Origin of the sequence: Catenuloplanes japonicus (assembly GCF_000717135.1) — a bacterium.
GTDB lineage: Bacteria > Actinomycetota > Actinomycetes > Mycobacteriales > Micromonosporaceae > Catenuloplanes > Catenuloplanes japonicus.
Map to the genome: position 1 here is coordinate 16851 of NZ_JNXY01000041.1, position 21629 is coordinate 38479.

A 21629-nucleotide genomic window follows, 5' to 3' on the forward strand; every position below is an offset into this window, starting at 1 on the left:
GCACCGACCGGAACGGAAGCGACGATGAGCCAGCCCGACACCGACACCCGCACGTCCTGGCAGACGCGGCCGCCCCGGCGCCGCGCGCTGGTCGCCAGGGTCGTGCAGTTCGCCGGCCTGTTCGACATGTGGGCCGCGTTCGCGAAGCCCCGGCACGGCCGGACCATGGTGCTGGAGTTCATGCCGACCGCGGGGCTGCTCACCGCGCGCGTCTCGATGCTGGTCGGCGGCGCGCTGCTGATCTACCTCGGCGCCGGGCTCCGCCGCGGGAACCAGCGGGCCTGGCAGGTCGCGATGACCGTGGTCGGCCTCGGCTTCCTGCTGCAGGTCGGCCGTACCCCCGGTGCCGCCCTTGTCTCGATCGCGCTGTGCGCGTTGCTCGTCGCGGCGCGGCACGAGTTCCGGTCCCCGTCCGGGCGGACCGGCCGGGTGCGGGCGTTCGCGGTCGGCGCCGGCTTCCTGGCGACCGGCTTCGCGCTGGGCTTCCTGGAGATCGCCACCCGGCACCACCGGCTCGCGCCCGGCAGCGGCCCGGCGGACTGGGCCGTACACGCGGCGCTCGGTGTGTTCGGGGTGACCGGCCCGGTCCGGTTCGCGTCGCCGTTCGCCGCGCACATGGTCGACTGGACCACCGGCGCGTTCGGCCTGCTCGCGGCCGGGACCACGATCGTGCTGCTGCTCCGTCCCGGCACGCGCTGCCCGGACCGGACCGTCACCGACGAGGCCGGCCTGCACGCGCTGCTGGCCCGGCACGGCGGGAAGGACTCGCTCAGCTACTTCGCGCTGCGGCACGACAAGTCGCTGCTGTGGGCGGCCAACGGGTCCGCCGTCATCGCCTACCGCGTGATCAACGGGGTGAGCCTGGCGTCCGGCGACCCGATCGGCCCGGAGTCCGCGTGGCCGGACGCGATCGGCGCCTGGCTCGCCGACTGCGCCGCCCACGGCTGGACGCCCGCGGTGCTGGGCTGCGGCAATGCGGCCGGGAAGGCGTTCCGTAAGCACGGTCTGGACGTGGTCGAGCTCGGCGACGAGGCGGTCCTGGACGTCGGCGGATTCTCGCTGCAGGGCCGCCCGATGCGTGGCGTCCGGCAGGCCGTGAACCGCATGCAGCGCGCCGGCTACACGTGCAGCGTCGACCGCCAGCGGGACCTGCCGGCCGCGGTACTGGCCGATGCCGTGCTGGCCGCGGACCGGCTGCGGGACGGCGCGGTCGAGCGCGGGTTCTCGATGGCGCTGTCCCGCATCGGCGAGCCCGGCGACGGCGAGTGCCTGCTGGTGATCTGCCGCGACGCGGAGGCCCGGATCCGCGGCGTGCTGCAGTTCGTGCCGTGGGGCGACGACGGTCTCTCGCTGGACCTGATGCGCGGCGACCGTGAGGCGGGCAACGGGCTGACCGAACTGATGGTGGTGGCCGCGGTGGAAGCGGCGCCCGCGTTCGGCGTCCGCCGGGTGTCACTCAACTTTGCCGTGCTGCGGTCGGTCTTCGCCCGCGCCGACGAACTGGGCGCCGGCCCGGTGCTGCGGATGTGGCACCGGCTGCTGCGACTGGCGTCCCGGGCCTGGCAGATCGAGTCCCTGTACCGCGCGAACGCCAAGTACCAGCCGGAGTGGCACCCGCGCTACCTGTGCTTCCCGACCGCCCGCGACCTGCCCCGCATCGCGGTCGGGGTCCTGTCCGCCGAGTCCTTCCTGCCCCACCCGCGCCGATCCGCTCTCGTGCCCCTGCCCGCCCCGTCCCGGACACCGGCCACCGCAGACCACTGACGACGTGATCCTGCCACGTCCGATCGCGGCGGAGAACTACTGGGCGGATCGCGGACCCGTGCAGCTCAGGTGCGCGGCCGCCCAGTCCGCGTGGTCGAAGTTCTTGCCGTCGCCGCCGTCCGTTACCCGCAGCGTGAGGCGACGGATGCCGGTCACGTCCGCGGTGACCTGGAAGCCGGGATCGCTGCTGCGCAGCACGCCGGTGCCCGCCAGCACCCGGCCGTCGCCGGCCACCTCGAACGCGGCCGAACCCGGCGTGCTCACCTCGTCGTCGATGCCGGCGACCGCGGTGAAGACCGTGCACGCCCCGCCGAGCCACACCGTCACCTCCGACGCCGCATGCGTGCCGAGCCCCTTCGGATGAACGACACCACGCAGCGTCAGCGGATTGCCGTCGCCACCGGACTGCTCACCGTTGGAACGGTCCCGCTCGACCGGGCCGTACCCATTGGACTCACCGAGAAACGGCAGGTCGCTGACCCACGCGTCGCCGGAGGGGGCCGGCGGCGGCACGAACAGCCGGACCGCCTGCTCGACGTGCACCGTCGAGCCCTGCCAGAGATAGGTTGCCACGATCGGCAGGTCGACAGCCCCAAGAGCATCCGTGGGTACGGTCAGCCGCCACGAACCCGCGACCGACTCGCCGCCCCGAAGCCGGGCCGCGGTCACCGCCGTGCCACCCGCGGCCGGCGCCAGGCGCACCTCGGTGATCGGGCCGCCGGCCGGCAGTGTGAACGTCGCGGCGACCTCCAGCGTGCTGCCCGGCTGCGCCTCTGCCGTCGCCGGGCTGACGGTCAGGACGGTCGCCGGCACCGGCACGATCGCGCGATCACAGCTCGCCGCCCCGGTGTAGGGGCAGACGACGGTCACGAAACCGCCGTTCGCGGCCGTCGGCACGGTCAGCGTGTCGCCGCGCCGCACGATCCGGCTCTCCCGCACCAGCCCGTGGTCGCCGTCGCGCAGCGTCTCGGCCAGCCATCGCCCGCCGCCGAGGAAGTCGAGACCGGCCGTGCTGTTCCCGGCCGGCAGCGCGCTCAGCCCGGCCACCCACCAGCGGTCGCCGGCACGCCGGGCCATGGTCACGGACTGTCCCGGCGCGCCGGACAGCAGCCGCGACTCGTCCCATACGGTCGGGATCTGGTTGAGCGTGCGCAGCGCCTCCGGATGTGTCTCGTACGTCTCGAACCGGTCCGCCAGGTGCTGCCAGCCGGACTCGTAGACGACGGACAGCGCCACCTCGTGCGCATCCGTCGTGTCCCGGTCCGTGACCGCCCAGGTGACCGGCGTGTAGTCCATCCCACCGGCCACGTTGCGCGTGAACGGGAAGATCGTGTTCGTCGCGGCCCGCGTCCGGAACTGCTCCGCGCCGCGCACCGCCTCCTGCGTCAGCACGTGCGGCCAGGTGCGCTGCAGCCCGCGCGGGGTGGTCGCACCGTGGAAGTTGACCATCAGTTTCAGCGCGGCCGTGGCGGGCAGGATCTCGTCGTACCAGCGGAATCTGGCCTGGCTGTCCGAGTCCATGAAGTCGATCTTCAAGCCGGCCACGCCCCACGCCTTGATCCGCGGCAGCAGCGTGTCGCGCTCCTGCGGCGTGTCCAGCGTGGTCCAGTGCAGCCACAGGATGACGTCGACGCCGCGCGCACGGGCATAGCGCACGATCTCCGGCACCCAGGCGGTGTCCCAGCCCTCGTCGATCAGCACGTACGGCCAGCTGTTGCGGGCGGCGAAGTCGATGTACTGCCGCTGGCGCACCGGATCGGCCGGGCTCGCGTGCTCGGACAGCCAGGACCAGGCGACGACGCCGGGGCGTACCCACGAGGTGTCGTTGATCTTCGAGGGCGGTGCGAGGTCGTCGACGAGCGTGCTCCCGGTGACGGTGGCGAGGCTGCCGACGATCGCGACCCGCCAGGGTGTGCGCCCGACCGCGCCGATCGCCGTCTCCGGCAGCGCGACCGTGTAGGCGCCGCCACCCGCGTGCCTGAGCCGCCCGCCCGCATAGCGACCGTCCACGTCGGACTCGGTGAGCAGCACGTAGGAGCCGCCGGTCCGGAACAGCGCGGGGAAGCCGTAGTCCGCCGCGGGCGCGCCGCCGGCCGTGCGCTGGACCCAGGCCTCCTCGTAGTTCGGCGAGTACGGCAGCAGCCACGCGTCCGCGTCCGCCGGGACCGTCCAGGACGAGACCTCGCCGGTGACGGTGGCGGGCTCCGGCAGCGCATAGCGGTAGGCCGCGCCCTCGGCCGAGACGCGCACGACCAGGTCGAGCCGGGTGCCGCCCGCGCCGGTGAACGCGAACGTGGACTCGCGCAGCGTGGTGTCGCGGACCAGCCGCTTGCCGGTGGTCATCGTGTACCGCTCACGGACCGTGCGGCCGCTCTGCGACACGAAGCTCAGCCCGGCACTGAGATCGGCCGTGGTGGTGCGCAGGCCGATCGGCGCGGCCGGCAGCACGCCGTCGACGCCGAACGCGAGCCGCCCCTCGTCGAGCGTGACGCGCGCGGTCACCCCGCCGCCGGGGGCCGGGACCGTCCACTCCCGGGCCGCCGCCGCTGCCGGAGCGCCGGGCATCAGGGAGGCGACGAGGACAGCGGTCAGCAGCGCATGCACGTTGGCCCCCAACGACGGGAATCGATTGCTGCAACGACCTTACGCACCCCGGGGGCGAGGGGCAATAAATTCAACATCATCATTCGGGGGTACGCCGGGAGCCGCCGGATTGGCACGCCATGTTTACCCTCGCGGTGGAGCGCCCGCACGGTGAGTGATCACCGCTCCGGTCGTACCCACGCGGGATCTTGTGGCGGTCAGGAGGGTCCATGATGGATGCACCTACGCTGATCTTCCTGCTCGTGGGCGGCTTCGGCGCGGCGATCCTGGCGCTGGCGTTGCTCGGCGCCGGGGCACTCCGGGTGGTGCACGTCGACCTCGGCGGGCCCGCCTCGGTCGAGTCGATCGCCGCGTTCCTCGGCGCGTTCGGCTTCGGCGGCGCGATCGCGGTCGAGGTCATGGGCGCGCGGACGACCGGCCAGCTCCTGGCCGCGGCCGGCGTCGGCGTGGCGGCGGCGGTACCGACCGCCTACATGGCGGTCCGGCTGTCCCGCTGGGCCCGCAACATCCCCACCGACGCCACGCTCACCCGCGCCGACCTGGTCGGCGCGATCGGCGTGGTGGTCACCGCGATCCCCGTCCACGGATACGGCGAGGTGCGCGTCCGGGCCGGCGGGCTGCCGGTGAAGCTCTACGCCCGCGCGGACACCCCGCTCGCGCTCGGCGCCGAGGTCTTCGTCGTCGAGGCGCCGTCGGACACCAGCGTCATCGTCGTTCCACTGCCATAAGGAGCAGCACATGCCGATTCTGATCGGGACCGCCGGTGGCGTGCTGGTGGTCTTCCTCGTCGTGATGTTCGTCTTCTCCCGGATCAAGGTCGCCGGCCCGAACGAGGCCTTCATCATCACCGGACGCAAGGGCCGGTCCGTGACCAACGCGGCCGGCATCCGCTCGCTCGACTTCTCCGGCCAGAAGGTCGTGATGGGCGCGTCCGTCTTCGTCCTCCCGGTCGTGCAGCGCAAGCAGTCGCTCGACCTGTCCAGCCGCCGGATCAGCGTCGACATCCAGGGCGCGGTCAGCAAGCTCGGCATCCGTACCAACCTGCACGGCGTCGCCATCGTCAAGGTCGGCGGCACCGAGGACGCGGTCCGCGCCGCCGCCCAGCGCTTCCTGCACCAGCAGAAGGAGATCGACCAGTTCACCCGCGAGGTGCTGGCCGGCTCGCTGCGCGCCATCGTCGGCCGCCTGACCATCGAGGAGATCATCGGTGACCGGGTCGCGTTCGCGAACGCGGTCGCGGAGGAGGCCGAGCACTCGATGACCAACCAGGGCCTGGTCCTGGACACGTTCCAGGTCCAGGACATCCTCACCGAGGGCACCTACCTGCAGGACCTCGGCCGTCCCGAGGCCGCGCGCGTGCTCAAGGACGCGGCCATCGCCGAGTCGCTGGCCCGGCAGGCGTCCGAGCAGGCCAGGCTGCTGGCCGAGGAGTCGGTCGCGGAGGCCGAGCGGAACCTGGAGCTGAAGAAGGCCGGCATCCGGGCCGAGGTCGACGCCGCGAAGGCCCGGTCCGCCGCGGCCGGCCCGCTGGCCGAGGCCGAGCAGAACCAGGCGATCCTGACCGAGAAGCGCAAGGTCGCCGAGCGTAACGCCGAGCTGAAGGAACGCGAGCTGGACGTGGAGGTCCGCAAGCCCGCCGACGCGGCCCGCTACCGGGTCGAGCAGGAGGCCGAGGCGCACCGCAACGCCGAGGTCCTCTCCGCCGACGCCCGCCGCCAGGGCACGATCGCCGCAGCCCAGGCCGACGCGGAACGCGACCGGCTGGTTGGTGAGGGCGAGCTGGCCCGGCGCACCGCACTGGCCCGCGCGACCGAGTTGGAGGGCCAGGCCGAGGGTGCCGCGTGGCGGGCCCTGGGCCAGGCCGAGGCCGAGTCGATGCGCCTGAAGGCCGCCTCCTTCAACCTGTACGGCGACGCCGCCGTCCTGGACCTGCTGGCCCACGTGCTGCCCCAGGTGGTCGAGGCCGCCAGCCGCCCGATCGGCGAGATCGACAAGCTGACCGTGATCTCCACGGACGGCGCGTCGTCGCTGACCCGGGCGGTGGCCAGTAACGTGGCCCAGGGCCTGCAACTCGGTACGGACCTGACCGGCGTCGACCTGGCCGGCCTGCTGGGCCGCCTCGGTAACGGCCACGCCACCACGGACGGTCGCGCCCCGAGCGCGACGGCACCGGCTGTCGCAAAGCCGGTGCCCGCCACGCAGGCTGCCGTGACTCCCGGGGGCGAGGCAACGGCCGCGAAGTCAGGAGAAGCGTCGGCCGCGTGACCGCAAGAGCCGGGCCGGTCTCACCCTGATCGGGGTGTCTCTCATGCCACGGGAACGGCATGGGGACACCCCGACGGGGTGTGGTGTGAAGCCGGCCACGGCGGAACCGGCTCCTCGCGTCGTGCGGAGCGCCAGCGGAGCCCGGCGCGAGGTTTGCCCGCGGGAGCAACGCTGCCGGACCACGCCGGAAGCGGGGGCCGGAGCGTGCAGCGGGAATCCGGCCTCCGCGACCGCGACCGCCATCGGCAACCCCTGATCGCCGAGCCCGATGAATCCGATGTGGAGCGTCATCGCGAGACGAGTCCCTTCTGGACGATGCTGCTCGCTGCCGCGACGATGGCCTCCTCGGCAGGCCGAGGCTGCCAGCCCAGGATGCTGCGGGCCCGCGCGTTCGACGTCTGCTTGGCGTTGCCGAGGTCCGGCACGATCGAGCGGAACTCACGCGCGAAGACCGACACGAGCCGCACCATGATGTCCGGCAGCACTCGGGCCGGGACCTTCGCGGCCGCGTCGCCCAGGTTCTTCCTGAGTACGGCGCCGATGTGGGCCAGCGGCAGCGCCGGCCCGTTCGAGATGAGGAAACGACGCCCGGCCGCCCCGGGCGTCTCCATGGCGAGCAGGTGGGCCGCGGCGACGTCGCGCACGTCCACGATCGGCAGGTAGAGGTTGGCGTATCCGGGGAGCGCGCCGGCCAGGCTGCGCTGGATGAAGTGGTTCGCGCCGGTGATCTCGTCGCCCATGACCGGGCCCATCACGGCGACCGGCAGGATCGTGGCCAGTTCCAGTCCGCGGCCCTCCGTGGCGACGAAGTCCCAGGCGGCGCGCTCGGCCAGGGTCTTGCTGCGGCCGTAGGCGTCCATGCCGGGCCCGTCGAGCATGCTCCAGTCGTCCTCGGTGAACGTGTGCCCGGAGCGCGGATGGCCGTAGCCGACCGCGTGGAACGCGGACGTGAGCACGACCCGCTTCACGCGAGCGTCGCGGGCGGCCCGGAGTACGCGCAGCGCGCCCTCGCGGGCCGGGACCACGACCTCGTCGTCGTGCCGGACCGGCCCGAGGTGCACCGGGGAGGCCACGTGCAGCACGTAGTCGCACCCGGCCACCGCCTCGGCCCAGCCGGCGTCGTGCATCAGGTCGGCGGCGGCGAAGCTCAGCGCGTCGCCGTCGGCCATGCCGGCCTCGGTGAGCACGGCCCGCACGGAGGACTCCCGAGCAAGGGAACGGACGGTCGTGCGGACCCGGTGGCCGGCCGCGAGGAGCTGGAGGATGCAGTGTCCGGCGATGAAGCCGGATCCGCCGGTGACGAGTACCTGTGGCATGGACTCAGAATCCGGTCGGCCGCCGCGCGCAGCCAGGGCTCCCGCAGGACCCCTCAGCGGGCCCGCACCGCCGTGCCCATCCGCTCCACCACCTCGGTCAGCAGCGCCGCCGACGTCGCAAAGTTGAGCCGCACGAAGCCCGCGCCGCCGCTGCCGTAGACGTGCCCGGAGCTGAGCGCGACCCGCGCCTCGTCCAGGAACATCCGGGCCGGCCCGTCCAGGTCCGTGGTCACGCCGAGCATGGGCCGGGCCGACGGCAGGCCGAGTGACCGGCAGTCCAGCCACGCCAGGTACGTCGCCTCCGGCCGGGTCAGCGTCATCCCGGGCAGCTGCGCGGCGACCAGCGTGGCCAGCAGGTCCCGGTTGCGGTCGAGGCCGGCGAGCAACGCGTCCAGCCAGTCGCCGCCGTGCCGGAACGCGGCGGTCTGGCCGAGCACGCCGAGGTGGCTGACGCCGTGGCCGACCTCCTCCGGCAGCCGGGCCAGGTCCGCGGCAGCCTCCGGGCCGGCGACCAGCAGCGCGGCCTTCACGCCGGCCAGGTTCCAGCCCTTGGACGCGGAGAACAGCGCGAACGCGTCCTCCGCGCCGGGCACACTGAGGTAGGGCGTGAACGCGGCGCCGGCCAGCACCAGCGGCGCGTGGATCTCGTCCGCGATCACGCGCACGCCGTGCTCCCGGGCCAGCGCCGCCACCGCGGTCAGCTCGGCGCGGGTGTGGGCGACACCGGTCGGGTTGTGCGGGTTGGCCAGCAGCAGCACCGGGCGGTCCGAGGTGCGGCGGGCGTGCCGGAACGCGGTGGCCAGCGCGTCCAGGTCGAGGCGCAGGTCGGCGCCGAGCGGGGCCTCCAGCACGCGGCGGCCCGCGTGCGTGATGAACGCGAAGAACGGCGGGTAGACCGGCGGGCAGACCACCACGACGTCGCCGGGCGCGGTGAGCAGGTACAGCGTCTCGACCACGCCCAGCATCACGTCCGGCACGATCGCGGTGCGCGCGGTGTCGAGCCCGTCCCAGCCCCACCGCGCGACCGCGAAGTCCCGCACCGCCTCCGCGAAGTCCAGGCCGGAGGAGTAGCCGGTGTCGCCCGTCGCGACGGCCGTGTGCAGTGCCGCCGCGACCGGCGTCGCCAGCAGCACGTCCATCTCGGCCACCCAGAGCGGCAGCACGTCCGCCGGGTGGGTCGTCCACTTCACGCTCGTCCGGGTCCGCAGCTGCGCCAGGGACAGCTGTTCCAACGGGTTCGCCAGTATCGACATGCGCCGATCATATGTGCCGGTCTACGGACGTTTGAGGAGCGTGATCCCCATCTCGTCCCGCACGACGACGTAGCCCTGGGTCTTGGCCACCTCGAGCGCCTGCTTCGTCTCCTCGATGCCGATCGGATAGCTCAGCGGGCGCTCCAGATCCACGACGATCCACTGAGGATTCGGGCGCAGGCCCTCAAAACCGAAGAGCGTCACGAGGGTACGGTCCGTCAGCTGCGGCGCCAGGTTGTTCGACGCGGCCACGTGCACGTCGTCCGGGATCTCGTTCAGGATGCTGTTCGCCACCCGCACCCGCTCCGGCTCCCGCCAGGTGTCCGCGCGGAACGTCAGGTAGAGCGGCGTCACCGGGAACATCAGCAGCGCCGCCGCCGTGACCGCGGCCAGTTCCACCCGCACGATCCGCCGGCTCTCCGGCGCGTCGACCGACCTCGTCCGGACCAGCGCCGCGATCAGCGCCGCGAACAGGATCGGCATCAGCACCGCGCTGTAGTGGTGGGCCACGCCCCAGAACGCGGGCTTGTCCGCGGCGAACCGCCAGGCGAACGTGGGCAGCACCACCAGCGCCAGCGGCGACCGGAGCGCGGCGAACGCGGTGATGCCGAACGTGATGAACAGCGTGGTCACCTTCGTCTGCGCGAACAGCACCTCACGGACCCAGCGGCCGGCCGGCACCACCACCCGCTCGGCGTCGCCACCGCCGACCATGGACGTGTAGGCGTACGCGCCGTCCGGGTTCATCGCGGGCAGGAACACCAGCACCACCAGCGCCATGCCGACCACGCCGGCCGCCGCGACCGCGAGACCCAGCCTCCGCGCGCCGTAGAACGCGATCAGCAGCCCGATCGCCGCGACCGTCAGCCCCAGATCCTCCTTGACCAGCAGCAGCGGCAGCGCCCACGCGGCGGCCGCCACCGGTCGCTTCTCGCCGAGCGCGGTCATGCTGAACGCCAGCAGCGGCACCGCGAACGCTATCTCGTGGAAGTCGAACCGGATGGCCTGCGCGATGCCGAACGACAGCCCGTAGGCGACGCCGATCACCACGGCCGCGCCGGTGCCGAGCGCCCGGTGCGCCCAGCCGACCAGCGGCACCACCGCCACGGCCATCAGCGCGGACTGCGCCACCAGCAGCGTGAGCGGCGACGGGAACAGCCAGTAGAACGGCGCGAGCAGGATCAGCGCCGGCGCGAAGTGGTCACCGAGCTGCCGGAACCCGGGCCCCTTCAGCTCCGTGACCCCCATGTGCCCCTCGGAGTACGACCGCACGACCTGCTCGAAGATGCCGAGGTCGTAGCCGTACGTCGTCAGCAACTGGTGCCCGCGGACGGAAGCGGCCGTATACAACGCGAACAGGGCCAGGGCGAAGCCCCAGCCGAGGTACGCACCCACCGGGACTCGGAACGGCAACGGCCGTCCCCGGGACGGGGTCTCCGTCTCCGTGGCAGTCGAAGTCATGGCGGGTAGTATCGCGATCCCGCGCCGATGCCGGCACGCAGGGGTTCGCCTGCTACGGAAGGACATCCGGCGTTCACGCGGACGCAACACATCCTCAGTGGACAATCCGCTCCGGGATGGTGCCCTGCCGGTCGCGGAAGAACGCCGGTCGCGCGCTGATGTCGTCTGCCCGCCGGTGCGGTCGAGCGGCCGGCCGGACCGCACCGGTCACGGACGACGCGGCGCCTCCGGCCGGGTGCTGTCACCACCGGGCGTGGCCCGGTTACCGTCGGCGAATCGCCGATGCTGACCGCGCGTGAGCAGGAGATCGCGGAGCCGGCGGCGGTCGGCCCGGCCGGCCGGGGGATCGGCGCGCACCTGTCTCAGGTGTTCCCGAAGTGCGGTCCGCGAAGCCGTGCGGGCCTGCGGGACGCGCTCCTGCGGCTGACCGACTGATCAGTGCTGGTAGGCCGTGGGTTCCGACGGTCGTCGATGCTTCGGCGCTCGTCCGTGAGGGGCTCCGAGAGTGCCCGAGTAGTCTGTCCACCGTCGGGCGCGGAAGGCCGATTGATCTTCGCCGGCCGCGCCAGTTGCCGGTCCGGACCGGGCTCGGGCAGCGCCCGCAGCACCCGGCACGCTCCGTCGATGATGCTTCGACCGTTCGTCACCGATTTGCCCCTCGTGCGACGATCCGAGCGAGATCCCTCGCCGGGCGCTAACCGATCGAGGGCGTTGCGCTTCTTACCTCGGAGCGCAAGCAGGACTTAGAAGGGTAGACGCGATGACCGTAGGTGGGAGCGAGAACCCGCCCTCACGTGCCTCCGGCAGCGCCCGGCCCGGCCCCCCGAACGCGCACGGCCCCGCGGTAGGCGGGGCACGCGTGCCGGGCGGCCAGGGCTCCGCGCCGGGCGGCCAGGGTGGTTACGGCTCCGCGCCGGGCGGCCATGGCTCGGACCAGGGCGGCTACGGCTCCGCCCGGGGCGGCTACGGCTCGGGCCAGGGCGGCCAGGGTGGCTACGGCTCAGGGCAGGGCTCTGACCAGGGCGGCCGCGGCGGCTACGGCTCCGACCGCGGTGGTTACGGTTCCGATCAGGGCGGCCGCGGCGCCGACCGTGGCGGGTACGGCGCGGACCAGGGCGGACGTGGCTCGGACCGCGGCGGCTACGGCTCTGACCAGGGCGGTCGCGGTGGCGACCGGGGCGGTTACGGCTCCGACCAGGGTGGCCGCGGCGCGGACCGGGACGGCTACGACTCGGGCCGCGGCGGTCAAGGCGGCCAGGGCGGCTACGGCTCCGGCCAGGGCGGCGGCGCCGGTCGCGCCTCCGTCGGAGGCAGCGGTGGCGGACAGCCCGGCCGCGCCTCCGTGAACCCCGGCACGCCCGGCCGCGCCGCGGTCGGTGGTGCTGCGGTCGGTGGCGCCGCCGTCGGTGGTGCTGCCGTGGGCGGCGCCAAGGTCGGCAGCGCGTCCGTGGGCAGCGCCTCCGTCGGTAACGCCCCCGCCGGTCGCGCCTCCGCCAGCGTCCGCCCGGTCTCCCCGGACGGTCCCGCCGGTGGCGCCGACCCCGCGGACGCCCCCCGCCGCGCCAAGCACGGCAGTGCCCCGCTCGACCCGGACCTCGCCAAGCGCCGCCGGCGTCGCAAGATCGCCAACTGGTCGATCGCGGCGTTCGCCGTGGTCGTCATGGCCGCCGGCGTCGGCATCGTCGGTGTCACCTACGCCTTCGAGGACATCCCGGACATCAACACGTTCGAGCCGGAGACGACCTCGGTCGTCTTCGCGGACGGCACCGAGCTCACCAAGCTCGGCGAGCAGAACCGCACGGTCGTACCGCGGGAAAAGATCTCGAAGGTCATCAAGGACGCGGTCGTGGCCGCGGAGGACAACAAGTTCTACGACCACCACGGCATCGACATGAAGGGCATCGCGCGCGCGGCCTGGAACAACGTCTCCGGCGGCGACACGCAGGGCGCGTCGACGATCACGCAGCAGTACGCGCGGCATGCCGCGGATCTGACCGGCATCAACTACAACCGGAAGATCCGTGAGGCGCTGCTGTCCCGGAAGATCGAGGACACCTACGAGAAGGACGAGATCCTCTCCTTCTACCTCAACGCGATCTACTTCGGTCGTGGCGCGCACGGCATCGAGGCGGCCGCGAAGGCGTACTTCAACAAGTCGGTGACCACGCCGGCCGGCGACCCGAACGCGATCACGCCCTCCGAGGCCGCCGTGCTCGCCGCCGTGATCAAGCAGCCGGAGCCCATGAAGGGCGGCCACCAGGGCTACGACCCGCAGTACAACAAGGAAGCCTCGAAAGAGCGCTGGGGCTACACGCTCAACAACATGGTGACCATGGGCGCGATCAGCGCCGAGGACCGTGCCAAGGCGGAGTACCCGGAGGGGTCGCTGGTCGCCTACGACCCGGACGCCTGCCACCTGCAGTGCGTCAACACCAAACCCCTCGGGCACGTCATGCGGTACGTCAAGGCCGAGCTCGAGGCGATGGGCATCGACGACTGGCGGGAGAAGCCGTACAAGGTCGAGGTCTCGATCAACCCGACCATGCAGCGGCTGGCCGAGGAGGCCGCGTCCCGCAACAGCAAGACCTCGCCGATGAGCAAGCTGGCCGACAGTCACCAGGCCGCGCTGGTCGCGATCGACCCGTCCAACGGCCAGGTGCTGGCGTACTACGGCGGTGACGACGGCTCCGGCTTCGACTACGCCGGGCTCAACGGCGGTCATCCGCCGGGCTCCACGTTCAAGATGTATACGCTGGTCGCCGGCCTGCGTGAGGGCATGTCGATGGACTCGTACTGGGACGCGACCAAGGTCAAGGACGAGGCCCGCAACCGCGAGATCTCCGACGCCGGCCGTGCCGTCCCCTCCTGCAAGCAGTACTGCCCGCTGGAGCAGATGACCATCGACTCCCGCAACACCGCGTTCTACTGGATGACGGACGCGATGGGCCCGGAGAAGGTGGTCGAGGTCGCCCGCGACGCCGGTGTGCGCAGCATGTGGACCAACGACGACGACGAGATCAACCTTGCCGAGGTCGAGCCGAGCAAGGTCTCGCCGAGCAAGTTCGACGTCGAGGTCGGCTTCGGCCAGTACAAGGTCAAGGTCATCGAGCACGTCAACGGCCTGGCCACGCTGGCCGCCCGCGGTGCGTACAACAAGGCGCACTTCGTGGTCAACGTCGAGAAGAAGAACGGCTCGACCGGCGAGTGGTCGAAGGTCAACGGCGAGAAGATCGAGCCGAAGAAGGTCTTCGACGCGGAGCAGATCGACAGCATGCTCAAGGTGCTGCAGAAGATCCCGGCGAACAGCGAGGTCAACCCGCACGACCTGGCGGGCGGGCGGCCGTCGTTCGCCAAGTCCGGCACCTGGGAGCTCGGCCCGTCCGACCCGGCGTCGAACGGTGACGCCTGGTATCTCGGCGCGACACCACAGCTCGCGGCCGGTGTCTGGGTCGGCGCCAAGGGCGACCGCGAGGCGCTCAAGGAGGCCTCCGGCGGCAACATGTTCGGCGGCGGCACCCCGGGCCAGATCTGGGAAGACTTCATGAACGCGGTCACCAAGGAACTCGCGATGAAGGTCGAGTCGTTCCCGGAGGCCGGCAAGGTCGGTGACCCGAGCGTGCTCGCCAACGGCGTCTCACCGTCGCCGAAGGCGTCCCCGACCGCCAGCCTGACCCCGAGCCCGAACCCCGGCACCGACCCGGACCCGGATCCCGACCCGGACCTGAGCCCGACCCCGACCAACGGCGGACCGGGCGGCCCCGGTGGTGGCAACACCACCGGCCCGCCGACCACGCCCCCGACGACCGCACCCACGTCACGTCCGCCGGGCCCCGGCGGCGACAACTGACGACGGCTCGGCCGGTACTTCGGTACCGGCCGAGCCCTTTTACGCGCTCGCGGCCGGTTTCAGCACCTCCAGGCACCACTGCCGGAACGTGGTCGGACCCGTGGTCGCGGGCGTGCGCACGACGCCGGCGTCCAGCCCGTCCGCCTTGGCCAGCGCCATGTCCAGCAGGCCCCGCGCCATCGCCGCCGAGTGGCCGCCGCTCATCCGGGCCGCGATGAAGTCCTCCGGTGACACCTGCCGGTAGGCGACCGGGCGCCCGAGCACGTCCGCGATGATCGCCGCCTGCGCGTCGTAACTCAGGTCCTCCGGCCCGAGCACCGGCGCCTCTTCGTACCCACGCCAGGTGTCGTCCTGCAACAGCCGGGCCGCGACCGCCGCGATATCGCCGGTGGCGACGAGCGGCAAGGGCACATCCGGTGGGTACGGCCCGGAGAGCACCCCCTGCGTCGTGATCGGGACGACCTGGCGCAGCGTGTTGTCCATGAAGGACGGCGGGGTCAGCGCCCGGTAGGGCACACCGGTCGCCGCGATCAGATCGTCCATCGCCAGCGTCGCCGTGATGTACCCGGCCCGTCCCGCCACGGCCGTGCCCCGCCCCAGCCCGGAGATCCCGACCACGCGCCCGGCCCGGCCCGCCGCGAACGCCGCGATCGCCGCTCGTGCGAAGCCTCCGTAGGCCTCGTCCGGGCTCGCCGCCCGCGGATCCGCCGGCACCAGCCAGAACACCGCGTCCGCGCCGTCGCACGCGGCCTCCACCACGGCCGGGTCCGCGTGCGACCCGGCCACCACCTCCGCCCGTGCCACGACGTCCGGCGTCAACCGTGCGGGATCCCGGGCCACGACGCGGACCCGCGCGCCGTCGTCCAGCAACCGCCGCACGACCCGGGAGCCGATGCCGCCGGTGGGCGCGGTAACCACAATCATGGCTTTCATCCTTTTCGCGGTGAATTCCGACCCCTTCAGTCAACCCCGTCACCACTGCCGAAGAGAAAGACCGATCGACTTCCGATTGATATCGCCACGATCCGAATGGCCGGATCCCGGCACAAGACGGCAGCTTTCGCGGTGTCCCCTTCACCCCGCCCGGACCAGCATGAACACGCTCTACTCGACGGACCTGGGGAGGGACCTGTGGGAACTGGCCACGACGCTGTCCCGCTGAACGCGCGCCTGCAGCGGGCGATGATGCGCACCGTGTTCCGGCTGCCGGACGCCATCAAGCGCCGGGTGACCGGGCCGCCGATCGTCCGGGACGGGCAGACACTCGCGCTCGACGCGCAGCTGCTGACCACGCTGAGCGCGCGAGCCGGCGTCCGGCTGGTCGTCGACGACTCGCCGGAGAAATCCCGCCGGCGATCAGGGACGCGCTGACCTGGCGGCCTACCGACGCCCTGATCACCGGTCCAGCCCGCCCAGCGACGTGATCAGCCGGTCCTCGATGCCGTCCGGCCACGGGAACGCGCGGGTGGACGCGCGCTGGTGGGCCAGCCCGTGCAGCCCCAGCCAGAGCGCCACCGCGTCCGCCGCCGGATCGCTGCTGGTGGAGACACCGGTGGCCGCGCACTCGGCCAGCGCGGACGTCAGCAGGCCCAGGCACTCGTCGCCGAGCGTGGAGAGATCCTCCTCGGTGACCGATCCGCCGCTCTCCAGCGTCGGCACCCACAGCCCGCCGAACATCGTCCGGTACCGCTCCGGGTGCGTCCGCGCGTAGTCCAGATAGGCCCGGCTGATCGCCTCCAGTCGTGCGCGCGGCGTGTCCGTCTGCTCTGCCGCGGTCCGCAGCACCAGCGTCAGCTCCGCGAACGCGCCCCGCACCACGGCCAGCATGATCGCCGGCTGGTCCGCGAAGTGCGCGTAGATGGACGGCGCCGCGATCCCGGCCCGTCGCGCGATCGAGCGCAGCGTGAGCGCCCGCTCGTCGCCGGTCTCGGCCAGCAGCTCCACGGCCGCGGCCACGATCTCCTCGCGCAGTCGCCCGCCCTCACCTCGGCGGTTACGTGCGCGGCTCGCTGTATCGGTCATGCGCTCACTTTAACTTATGCCCGTAAGCTTGCGTGTGTAAGTTAACGCATGTAACCATAGTGAGGCCCCACCCGAGAAACCCCCGAGGAGAGCGTCATGACCACCGAAATCGTGCTGCCCGGCACCGTCGAGCCGACCGGCCTGCAGGTCCGCACCCGCACGCTGCCCGCCCCCGCCGCCGGCCGTGTCACGCTCCGCATGGAGGCGACCGGCGTCAGCTTCGCCGAGCAGCAGATGCGCCGCGGCAAGTACTACGACCAGCCCGCCTTCCCGTTCGTCCCCGGCTACGACGTGGTCGGCACCGTCATCGCGGCCGGCCCCGGCGTCGACCCCGCGATGATCGGCCGCCGCTACGCCGCCGTCACCAAGATCGGCGCCTGGGCCAGCGAGCTGGACCTGGACGCCGCCGACCTGGTCGGCATCCCGGACGGCGTGGACGCGGCCGAGGCCGAGACCGTCGTGGTCAACGGCATCACCGCGTGGCAGATGCTGCACCGCTTCGCCAAGGTCCGCCGCGGCGGCACGATCGTCGTCCTCGGCGCGAACGGCGGCGTCGGCTCCACGCTGCTGCAACTCGCCCGGCACGCCGGCATCACCGTGATCGGCACCGCCTCGCCACGACACCACGACCTGGTCCGCGCGCTCGGCGCCACCCCGGTCGACTACCGCGACCCGCACCTCTACGACCGCATCCGCGCACTCGCGCCGGACGGCGTCGACGGCGTCTTCGACCACGTCGGCGGCCCTGCGATCCTGGACTCCTGGAAGCTGCTGCGCCGCGGCGGCACGCTCGTCTCCTACGGCACCGCCGCCACCAAGAACGAGGCCGGCAACTCCCAGCTCCCCGTGCTCGCGCTCTTCGCCCGCCTCTTCGCCTGGAACTGGCTGCCCAACGGCCGTAGCGCCTACTTCTACAACTTCTGGGCCGGCAACCGGCGGCCCGCGGTCTTCCGCGCCCGCCTCCGCGACGACCTCACCCAGGTGCTGCGCCTGCTCGCCGACGGCCACCTCACGCCGCAGATCGCCGCGCGGATGCCGCTCTCCGAGGCCGCCGCCGCGCTCACGCTCGCGGAGTCCCGCACGGTCGCGGGCAAGATCGTCCTCGTACCCGATGCGGTCTGAAAGATCTTCGAAGATCTTTGAAGATCTTCGCTGTCCCGCTTCCGGCGTGGTCCGGTTCCGCGCGCTCCCGCGGCCTCGGATCCGTGGGTGGTCACCGAAAACCCGCGGCGGCGTGCGGCCACCGGCCGCGCTCCCGGAGACGCGGTGCCGGGGGATGCCGCACTCCCGCTATCCCTGGACCGGATCACCGACCGTCAACGGCCCCGGCTCCAGCACCTCGGCGTAGACGCCGAAACACGCGCCGCGGCCAAGGCCGGGCAGCTCACGACGGTAGTGACGGGCCGGCGTGGTCAAGACGGCGTGGTCCGCCGGATATCCCTCCCGCGCCAGGCTCGGCACCACGCACCGCAATACCGCGCCCCCGACCCGCAACTCCGCGCCCGGCCCCGGATGCTCGGCGCTCCCGGCCGTCCCGTCCTCGCCGTCGAGGCAGGCCCAGCCGCGGTCGCCGGGCAGCCCGTCCGTACCCGCGACGGCTCTGTGAGGCACTTCAGGCCGAGCGCTCTTCACCGGGTACCGCATCATCGGCACCAGCGGCACCACGACCGTCGATGAGGCCTCATCGGTGCTTCCGCCACCGGGCTCACGCCGCACCGCGTGGTGCCCGGACCGGATCTTCCTCACTACCCGTGAACCTTTGCCGCGCACAGCCGTCGAACATAAGGATCTGAAACTCTGCAGAGGAGCAACCACGTGACCGACCACTCTCCGGCCGTTCCGCCCCGGGACAGCGGCCGCCCCGGCCGCCGCTACGTCATCCGCGGCGGCACGGTCATGTCGATGGACCCGGCCGTCGGTGATTTCGAGTCCGCGGACGTGCTGGTCGAGGGCAGCCGGATCGTCGCGGTCGCGCCCACGATCGACGCTCCCGACGCGGACGTGATCGACGCGCGCGGGCGGGTCGTCATGCCCGGCTTCGTCGACACGCACCACCACCTGTTCGAGACCGCGCTGCGCTCCTACCTGCCGAACGGCCTGCTGCTCAACGACGGCTCCGGCTCGCCGAGCGCGGATCCGTCCTACATGGAGCACATCATCGGCCGTTTCGCGCCGGCGTACCGGCCGGAGGACGTGCACATCAACATGCTGTACGGCCGGCTCTCCCAGCTCGACGCCGGCGTCACCACCGTGCTCGACACGTCGCAGATCCACCACACACCGGAGCACAGCGACGCCGCCGTCCAGGCGCTGGCCGACGCCGGCGCCCGCTCCGTGGTCGGCTACTGGGCCGGCGACGGCCGCCCCGAGTCGCAGTTCCCGCAGGACGCCCGGCGCCTCAAGGAGCAGTACTTCTCCTCCACCGACCAGCTGCTCACCATGGCGATCGGCGGCGAGGTCGCGGGCGGCGCCGACTTCGGCCCGGTCTACGCCCCGGTCTGGACGCTGGCCCGCGAGCTGGACCTGCAGATCGCCGCGCACGCGCTCGGCTTCCTGATGGACCCGATCCTCCAGGGCATCGCCCGCGGCGACAACGGCATCGCCCTCGGCCCCGACGTGCTGTTCATCCACATGGTCCACATCTCCGACCAGGTCTGGACGGCGGCGCGCGACGCCGGCGTCCGCGTCTCCCTCGCGGTCCCGATCGAGATGGCCATGCGCCACGGCACGCCGCCGCTGCTGAAGATGCAGGAGCTCGGTATGGAGCCCTCGCTCAGCTCCGACGTCGAGACCACGATGACCGCGGACCCGTTCACGCTGATGCGCTCCACGCTCACGCTGCAGCGCATGCTGGTCAACGCGCAGATCTTCGACCAGCCCCGCGCCCCGGAGAACATCTGGCCGACCCCCGCGCCCGGCACCCCCGAGCTGCTGCTCGACCGCGACGTCCTCCGCTTCGCCACCCTCAACGGCGCCCGCGACCTGCGCCTCGGCGGCACCACCGGTTCCCTGACCCCCGGCAAGCAGGCCGACATCGTCCTGCTCGACGCCACCGCGCTCAACGTTGCCCCGATGAACAGCGCCCCCGGCGCCGTGGTCACGCTGATGGACCGCTCCAACGTGGACTCCGTCATCGTCGCCGGCACCGTCCGTAAGTGGCGCGGCACCCTCCTCGACGCCGACCTCCCCGGTCTCCGCGCCACCCTCGAGGCCTCCCGCGACCACCTGTTCACCGCCGCCGGCCTCAAGCAGCACCTCTTCCCCTAGCCTCAACTCCGGTCACCCGGCGTCCTCGCCGGGTGACCGGCCGGCCGGGACGGGGGCCGGACGATCACGGTCGTAGTCGGGGCTGAGCCCGGCGGTCATGCCTGTCGCCGTGCCGGGCACCTCGGCTGGCGGCCCGCGCCGGAATCTCGCCATGCAGTGCTGTCGTGTCGAGGTCAGGTGCACACCATCCACGGTGCACACGGCCTCGGACTCCGCGACGACGATCGGCGGCGAGGACGGCTGTGAGGAGGGTTGCGAGGACGGCAGCGGTGACGCCGGGGCCGCGACGAGGCCGGCGACGGCCGCGCCCAGCGCCATGTCGTCCACCGCGCCGAAATGGTGCGCCCGCACCACCCCGTCCCGGTCGATCAGGATCGTCGTCGGGGTGCCGCGCATCCCGTACCGCGCGAACGTCACCGGTGTCGGATCGTCGCCGGCGTGCGCATCAACGCCGACCGGGAAGCTGATCCGGTACTCGTGCAGGAACGCCTCCAGGCTCACCGGCGTCATCGCCGCGTGGTGCTCGAACACGCTGTGCAGCCCGATCACCCGGAGGTCGTCGCCGAACACGCGCGCCAGCTTCGACGCCTGCGGCAGCCCCTGGCTGACGCACCCGGGGCAGAGCATCTGGAACGCCTCGATCACGACGACCCGGCCGCGCAGGCTCGCCTCCACGACCGGCCCGCGCCGCACCTCCGCGCCGAGCGCGGCCGCGAGCAGTTGCGCGCCCAGGCACACGCCCAGCACGGGCAGCCCCCGGTCCACGCTCTCGGCGATGAGCGCGCGCTCGCGTACCAGATGAGGATGCTTGTGATCGTCGAGCGCGCCCATCGGCCCGCCCAGCACGACCAGCGCACCGATCTCCGCCGCGGACGGCAGCGGCTCACCGAGGTCCAGCCGGACCACCCGCGGCGAACCCCCGGCCGCGGTGACGGCCGGGGCGATCAGCGCCGGCCCCTCGAACGACACGTGCTGCAGCACCGCTACCCGCATCGACAACTCCCTACGCTCGGTCACGACGCGGCCAGTATGCAGATAGTTGGCAGTCCTAATCAAGTGTGCTGGATCACGCTTGCCCGGCGATTGCGGATCCGTATATTTGGCACTGCCAACAAGCACCGATGTGAAAGGGAACGCCCATGACTCGCCTCGCCACCGTCGACCCCGCCACCGCCGAAGGTCCGGCCCGTACGCTGCTCGGCCGCGTCGAGCGCGCGCTCGGCGTCACGCCGAACATGATGCGGGCGATGGCCAGCTCGCCGGCCGTGCTCGACGCCTACCTGCAGTTCAGCGGCGCGCTCTCCAAGGGCAGCCTGCCCGGCCGCGTGCAGGAACAGATCGCGCTGACCGCCGCCGTCGCGAACGACTGCGGCTACTGCCTGGCCGCGCACACCGTGCTCGGCGCGCGGGCCGGCGTCAGCGAGGCTGACCTGGTCGCGGGCCGCAGCGCGCGGGCGTCCGAGCCGAGGACCGAGGCGGCGCTGACCTTCGCCAAGGCCGTGATCGACACCAGGGGCTTCGTGTCCGACGACGACCTCGCGGCGGTCCGCGCCGCCGGTTACACGGACGGTGAGATCGGCGAGATCGTGGCCGCGGTCGCGCTCAACACGTTCACCAACTACTTCAACTCGGTCGGCCAGACCGAGCTGGACTTCCCGGCCGTGACCGTCTCCCACTGATCCGTCGTGCGATGGGCGGGGCTCGCGAGGGCCCCGCCCCGTACGGGCGAACCCGGCCCCCCGCGTCGAACCGCTGAGGCGTATTTTTCGTCCATCCTGAATGGACAGGTTCTCGGGCGGGCAGGCCCGGGAGTGGCCGGCGGCAGCACGG

At 72.4% G+C, this 21629-nt stretch carries 17 protein-coding genes; 9 read left to right on the forward strand and 8 right to left on the reverse strand.

The genetic code is table 11. The features are described 5' to 3' along the window. The first annotated feature begins 24 nt into the window (after positions 1 to 24). The gene (locus OP04_RS43250) at positions 25 to 1764 is read left to right on the forward strand and encodes a phosphatidylglycerol lysyltransferase domain-containing protein (RefSeq protein ID WP_051799955.1); all 1740 of its coding nucleotides are present in this window, start codon (positions 25 to 27) and stop codon (positions 1762 to 1764) included. A gap of 36 nt (positions 1765 to 1800) precedes the next feature. On the opposite strand, the gene OP04_RS43255 is transcribed toward OP04_RS43250, so the two are convergent. Next, positions 1801 to 4368 (reverse strand): glycoside hydrolase family 97 catalytic domain-containing protein, encoded by a 2568-nt coding sequence (locus OP04_RS43255; protein WP_232323957.1) that lies wholly within the window; start codon positions 4366 to 4368, stop codon positions 1801 to 1803. 209 nt (positions 4369 to 4577) lie between these two features. On the opposite strand from OP04_RS43255, the gene OP04_RS43260 reads away from it, so the two are divergent. Further along, complete coding sequence (locus OP04_RS43260; protein WP_033345857.1) at positions 4578 to 5096, forward strand: hypothetical protein; 519 nt, start codon at positions 4578 to 4580, stop codon at positions 5094 to 5096. A 10-nt stretch (positions 5097 to 5106) separates the two neighbouring features. Then, a complete protein-coding gene (locus tag OP04_RS43265) occupies positions 5107 to 6633 on the forward strand; it encodes a flotillin family protein (RefSeq protein ID WP_033345858.1) in 1527 nt (508 codons plus the stop codon). A gap of 287 nt (positions 6634 to 6920) precedes the next feature. Here OP04_RS43265 and OP04_RS43270 read toward each other — a convergent pair whose 3' ends face one another. From OP04_RS43270 to OP04_RS43280, 3 genes are read right to left on the reverse strand one after another with little or no spacing between them, the layout of a single operon-like run. After that, positions 6921 to 7949: an SDR family oxidoreductase gene (locus OP04_RS43270; protein WP_033345859.1), complete on the reverse strand. Its 1029-nt coding sequence runs from the start codon at positions 7947 to 7949 to the stop codon at positions 6921 to 6923. 53 nt (positions 7950 to 8002) lie between these two features. Next, complete coding sequence (locus OP04_RS43275; RefSeq protein ID WP_033345860.1) at positions 8003 to 9202, reverse strand: MalY/PatB family protein; 1200 nt, start codon at positions 9200 to 9202, stop codon at positions 8003 to 8005. 21 nt (positions 9203 to 9223) lie between these two features. Next, positions 9224 to 10663 (reverse strand): DUF2079 domain-containing protein, encoded by a 1440-nt coding sequence (locus tag OP04_RS43280; protein ID WP_063746873.1) that lies wholly within the window; start codon positions 10661 to 10663, stop codon positions 9224 to 9226. A 282-nt stretch (positions 10664 to 10945) separates the two neighbouring features. Here OP04_RS43280 and OP04_RS54140 point away from each other — a divergent pair, with 282 nt between their 5' ends. Together OP04_RS54140 and OP04_RS43290 are read left to right on the forward strand one after the other, a co-directional pair. Continuing rightward, entirely contained in the window at positions 10946 to 11098 is a 153-nt protein-coding gene (locus tag OP04_RS54140) for a hypothetical protein (protein WP_157241127.1), read from the forward strand. A gap of 325 nt (positions 11099 to 11423) precedes the next feature. Then, on the forward strand, positions 11424 to 14510 hold the full coding sequence (locus OP04_RS43290; protein WP_157241129.1) for a transglycosylase domain-containing protein: 3087 nt from the start codon (positions 11424 to 11426) through the stop codon (positions 14508 to 14510). 39 nt (positions 14511 to 14549) lie between these two features. Here the strand turns inward: OP04_RS43290 and OP04_RS43295 are convergent, their stop codons facing one another. Next, positions 14550 to 15434 carry an NAD(P)H-binding protein gene (locus OP04_RS43295; protein ID WP_033345862.1) on the reverse strand — a complete coding sequence of 295 codons (885 nt, stop codon included), beginning with the start codon at positions 15432 to 15434 and terminating at the stop codon, positions 14550 to 14552. Between the two features lie 207 nt (positions 15435 to 15641). Between OP04_RS43295 and OP04_RS43300 the strand changes: the two genes are divergently transcribed. Further along, positions 15642 to 15881: a hypothetical protein gene (locus OP04_RS43300; protein WP_033345863.1), complete on the forward strand. Its 240-nt coding sequence runs from the start codon at positions 15642 to 15644 to the stop codon at positions 15879 to 15881. A 24-nt stretch (positions 15882 to 15905) separates the two neighbouring features. Here OP04_RS43300 and OP04_RS43305 read toward each other — a convergent pair whose 3' ends face one another. Next, positions 15906 to 16532: a TetR/AcrR family transcriptional regulator gene (locus OP04_RS43305; RefSeq protein ID WP_033345864.1), complete on the reverse strand. Its 627-nt coding sequence runs from the start codon at positions 16530 to 16532 to the stop codon at positions 15906 to 15908. Positions 16533 to 16628: 96 nt separating this feature from the next. Between OP04_RS43305 and OP04_RS43310 the strand changes: the two genes are divergently transcribed. After that, on the forward strand, positions 16629 to 17654 hold the full coding sequence (locus tag OP04_RS43310) for a medium chain dehydrogenase/reductase family protein (protein ID WP_033345865.1): 1026 nt from the start codon (positions 16629 to 16631) through the stop codon (positions 17652 to 17654). A 168-nt stretch (positions 17655 to 17822) separates the two neighbouring features. Here the strand turns inward: OP04_RS43310 and OP04_RS43315 are convergent, their stop codons facing one another. Continuing rightward, entirely contained in the window at positions 17823 to 18278 is a 456-nt protein-coding gene (locus OP04_RS43315; RefSeq protein ID WP_232323958.1) for an MOSC domain-containing protein, read from the reverse strand. A gap of 69 nt (positions 18279 to 18347) precedes the next feature. On the opposite strand from OP04_RS43315, the gene OP04_RS43320 reads away from it, so the two are divergent. After that, the gene (locus OP04_RS43320; protein ID WP_033345867.1) at positions 18348 to 19799 is read left to right on the forward strand and encodes an amidohydrolase family protein; all 1452 of its coding nucleotides are present in this window, start codon (positions 18348 to 18350) and stop codon (positions 19797 to 19799) included. A 12-nt stretch (positions 19800 to 19811) separates the two neighbouring features. On the opposite strand, the gene OP04_RS51250 is transcribed toward OP04_RS43320, so the two are convergent. Next, positions 19812 to 20792, reverse strand: coding sequence for a glutamine amidotransferase-related protein (locus OP04_RS51250; protein WP_085067243.1), 981 nt, complete (start codon positions 20790 to 20792; stop codon positions 19812 to 19814). A 146-nt stretch (positions 20793 to 20938) separates the two neighbouring features. Between OP04_RS51250 and OP04_RS43330 the strand changes: the two genes are divergently transcribed. Continuing rightward, positions 20939 to 21478, forward strand: a complete 540-nt coding sequence (locus OP04_RS43330) for a carboxymuconolactone decarboxylase family protein (RefSeq protein ID WP_033345868.1) — start codon at positions 20939 to 20941, stop codon at positions 21476 to 21478. The last annotated feature ends 151 nt before the right edge of the window (positions 21479 to 21629 follow it).

What these genes read in the sequence shown, in the direction of transcription:
- OP04_RS43310 (WP_033345865.1), top strand. Translation starts at nt 16,629, where the DNA reads ATGACCACCGAAATCGTGCTGCCCGGCACCGTCGAGCCGACCGGCCTG.
- OP04_RS43275 (WP_033345860.1), bottom strand. Translation starts at nt 9,202, where the DNA reads ATGTCGATACTGGCGAACCCGTTGGAACAGCTGTCCCTGGCGCAGCTG.
- OP04_RS51250 (WP_085067243.1), bottom strand. Translation starts at nt 20,792, where the DNA reads ATGCGGGTAGCGGTGCTGCAGCACGTGTCGTTCGAGGGGCCGGCGCTG.
- OP04_RS43330 (WP_033345868.1), top strand. Translation starts at nt 20,939, where the DNA reads ATGACTCGCCTCGCCACCGTCGACCCCGCCACCGCCGAAGGTCCGGCC.
- OP04_RS43295 (WP_033345862.1), bottom strand. Translation starts at nt 15,434, where the DNA reads ATGATTGTGGTTACCGCGCCCACCGGCGGCATCGGCTCCCGGGTCGTG.
- OP04_RS54140 (WP_157241127.1), top strand. Translation starts at nt 10,946, where the DNA reads ATGCTGACCGCGCGTGAGCAGGAGATCGCGGAGCCGGCGGCGGTCGGC.
- OP04_RS43260 (WP_033345857.1), top strand. Translation starts at nt 4,578, where the DNA reads ATGATGGATGCACCTACGCTGATCTTCCTGCTCGTGGGCGGCTTCGGC.
- OP04_RS43270 (WP_033345859.1), bottom strand. Translation starts at nt 7,949, where the DNA reads ATGCCACAGGTACTCGTCACCGGCGGATCCGGCTTCATCGCCGGACAC.
- OP04_RS43290 (WP_157241129.1), top strand. Translation starts at nt 11,424, where the DNA reads ATGACCGTAGGTGGGAGCGAGAACCCGCCCTCACGTGCCTCCGGCAGC.
- OP04_RS43280 (WP_063746873.1), bottom strand. Translation starts at nt 10,663, where the DNA reads ATGACTTCGACTGCCACGGAGACGGAGACCCCGTCCCGGGGACGGCCG.
- OP04_RS43250 (WP_051799955.1), top strand. Translation starts at nt 25, where the DNA reads ATGAGCCAGCCCGACACCGACACCCGCACGTCCTGGCAGACGCGGCCG.
- OP04_RS43305 (WP_033345864.1), bottom strand. Translation starts at nt 16,532, where the DNA reads ATGACCGATACAGCGAGCCGCGCACGTAACCGCCGAGGTGAGGGCGGG.
- OP04_RS43265 (WP_033345858.1), top strand. Translation starts at nt 5,107, where the DNA reads ATGCCGATTCTGATCGGGACCGCCGGTGGCGTGCTGGTGGTCTTCCTC.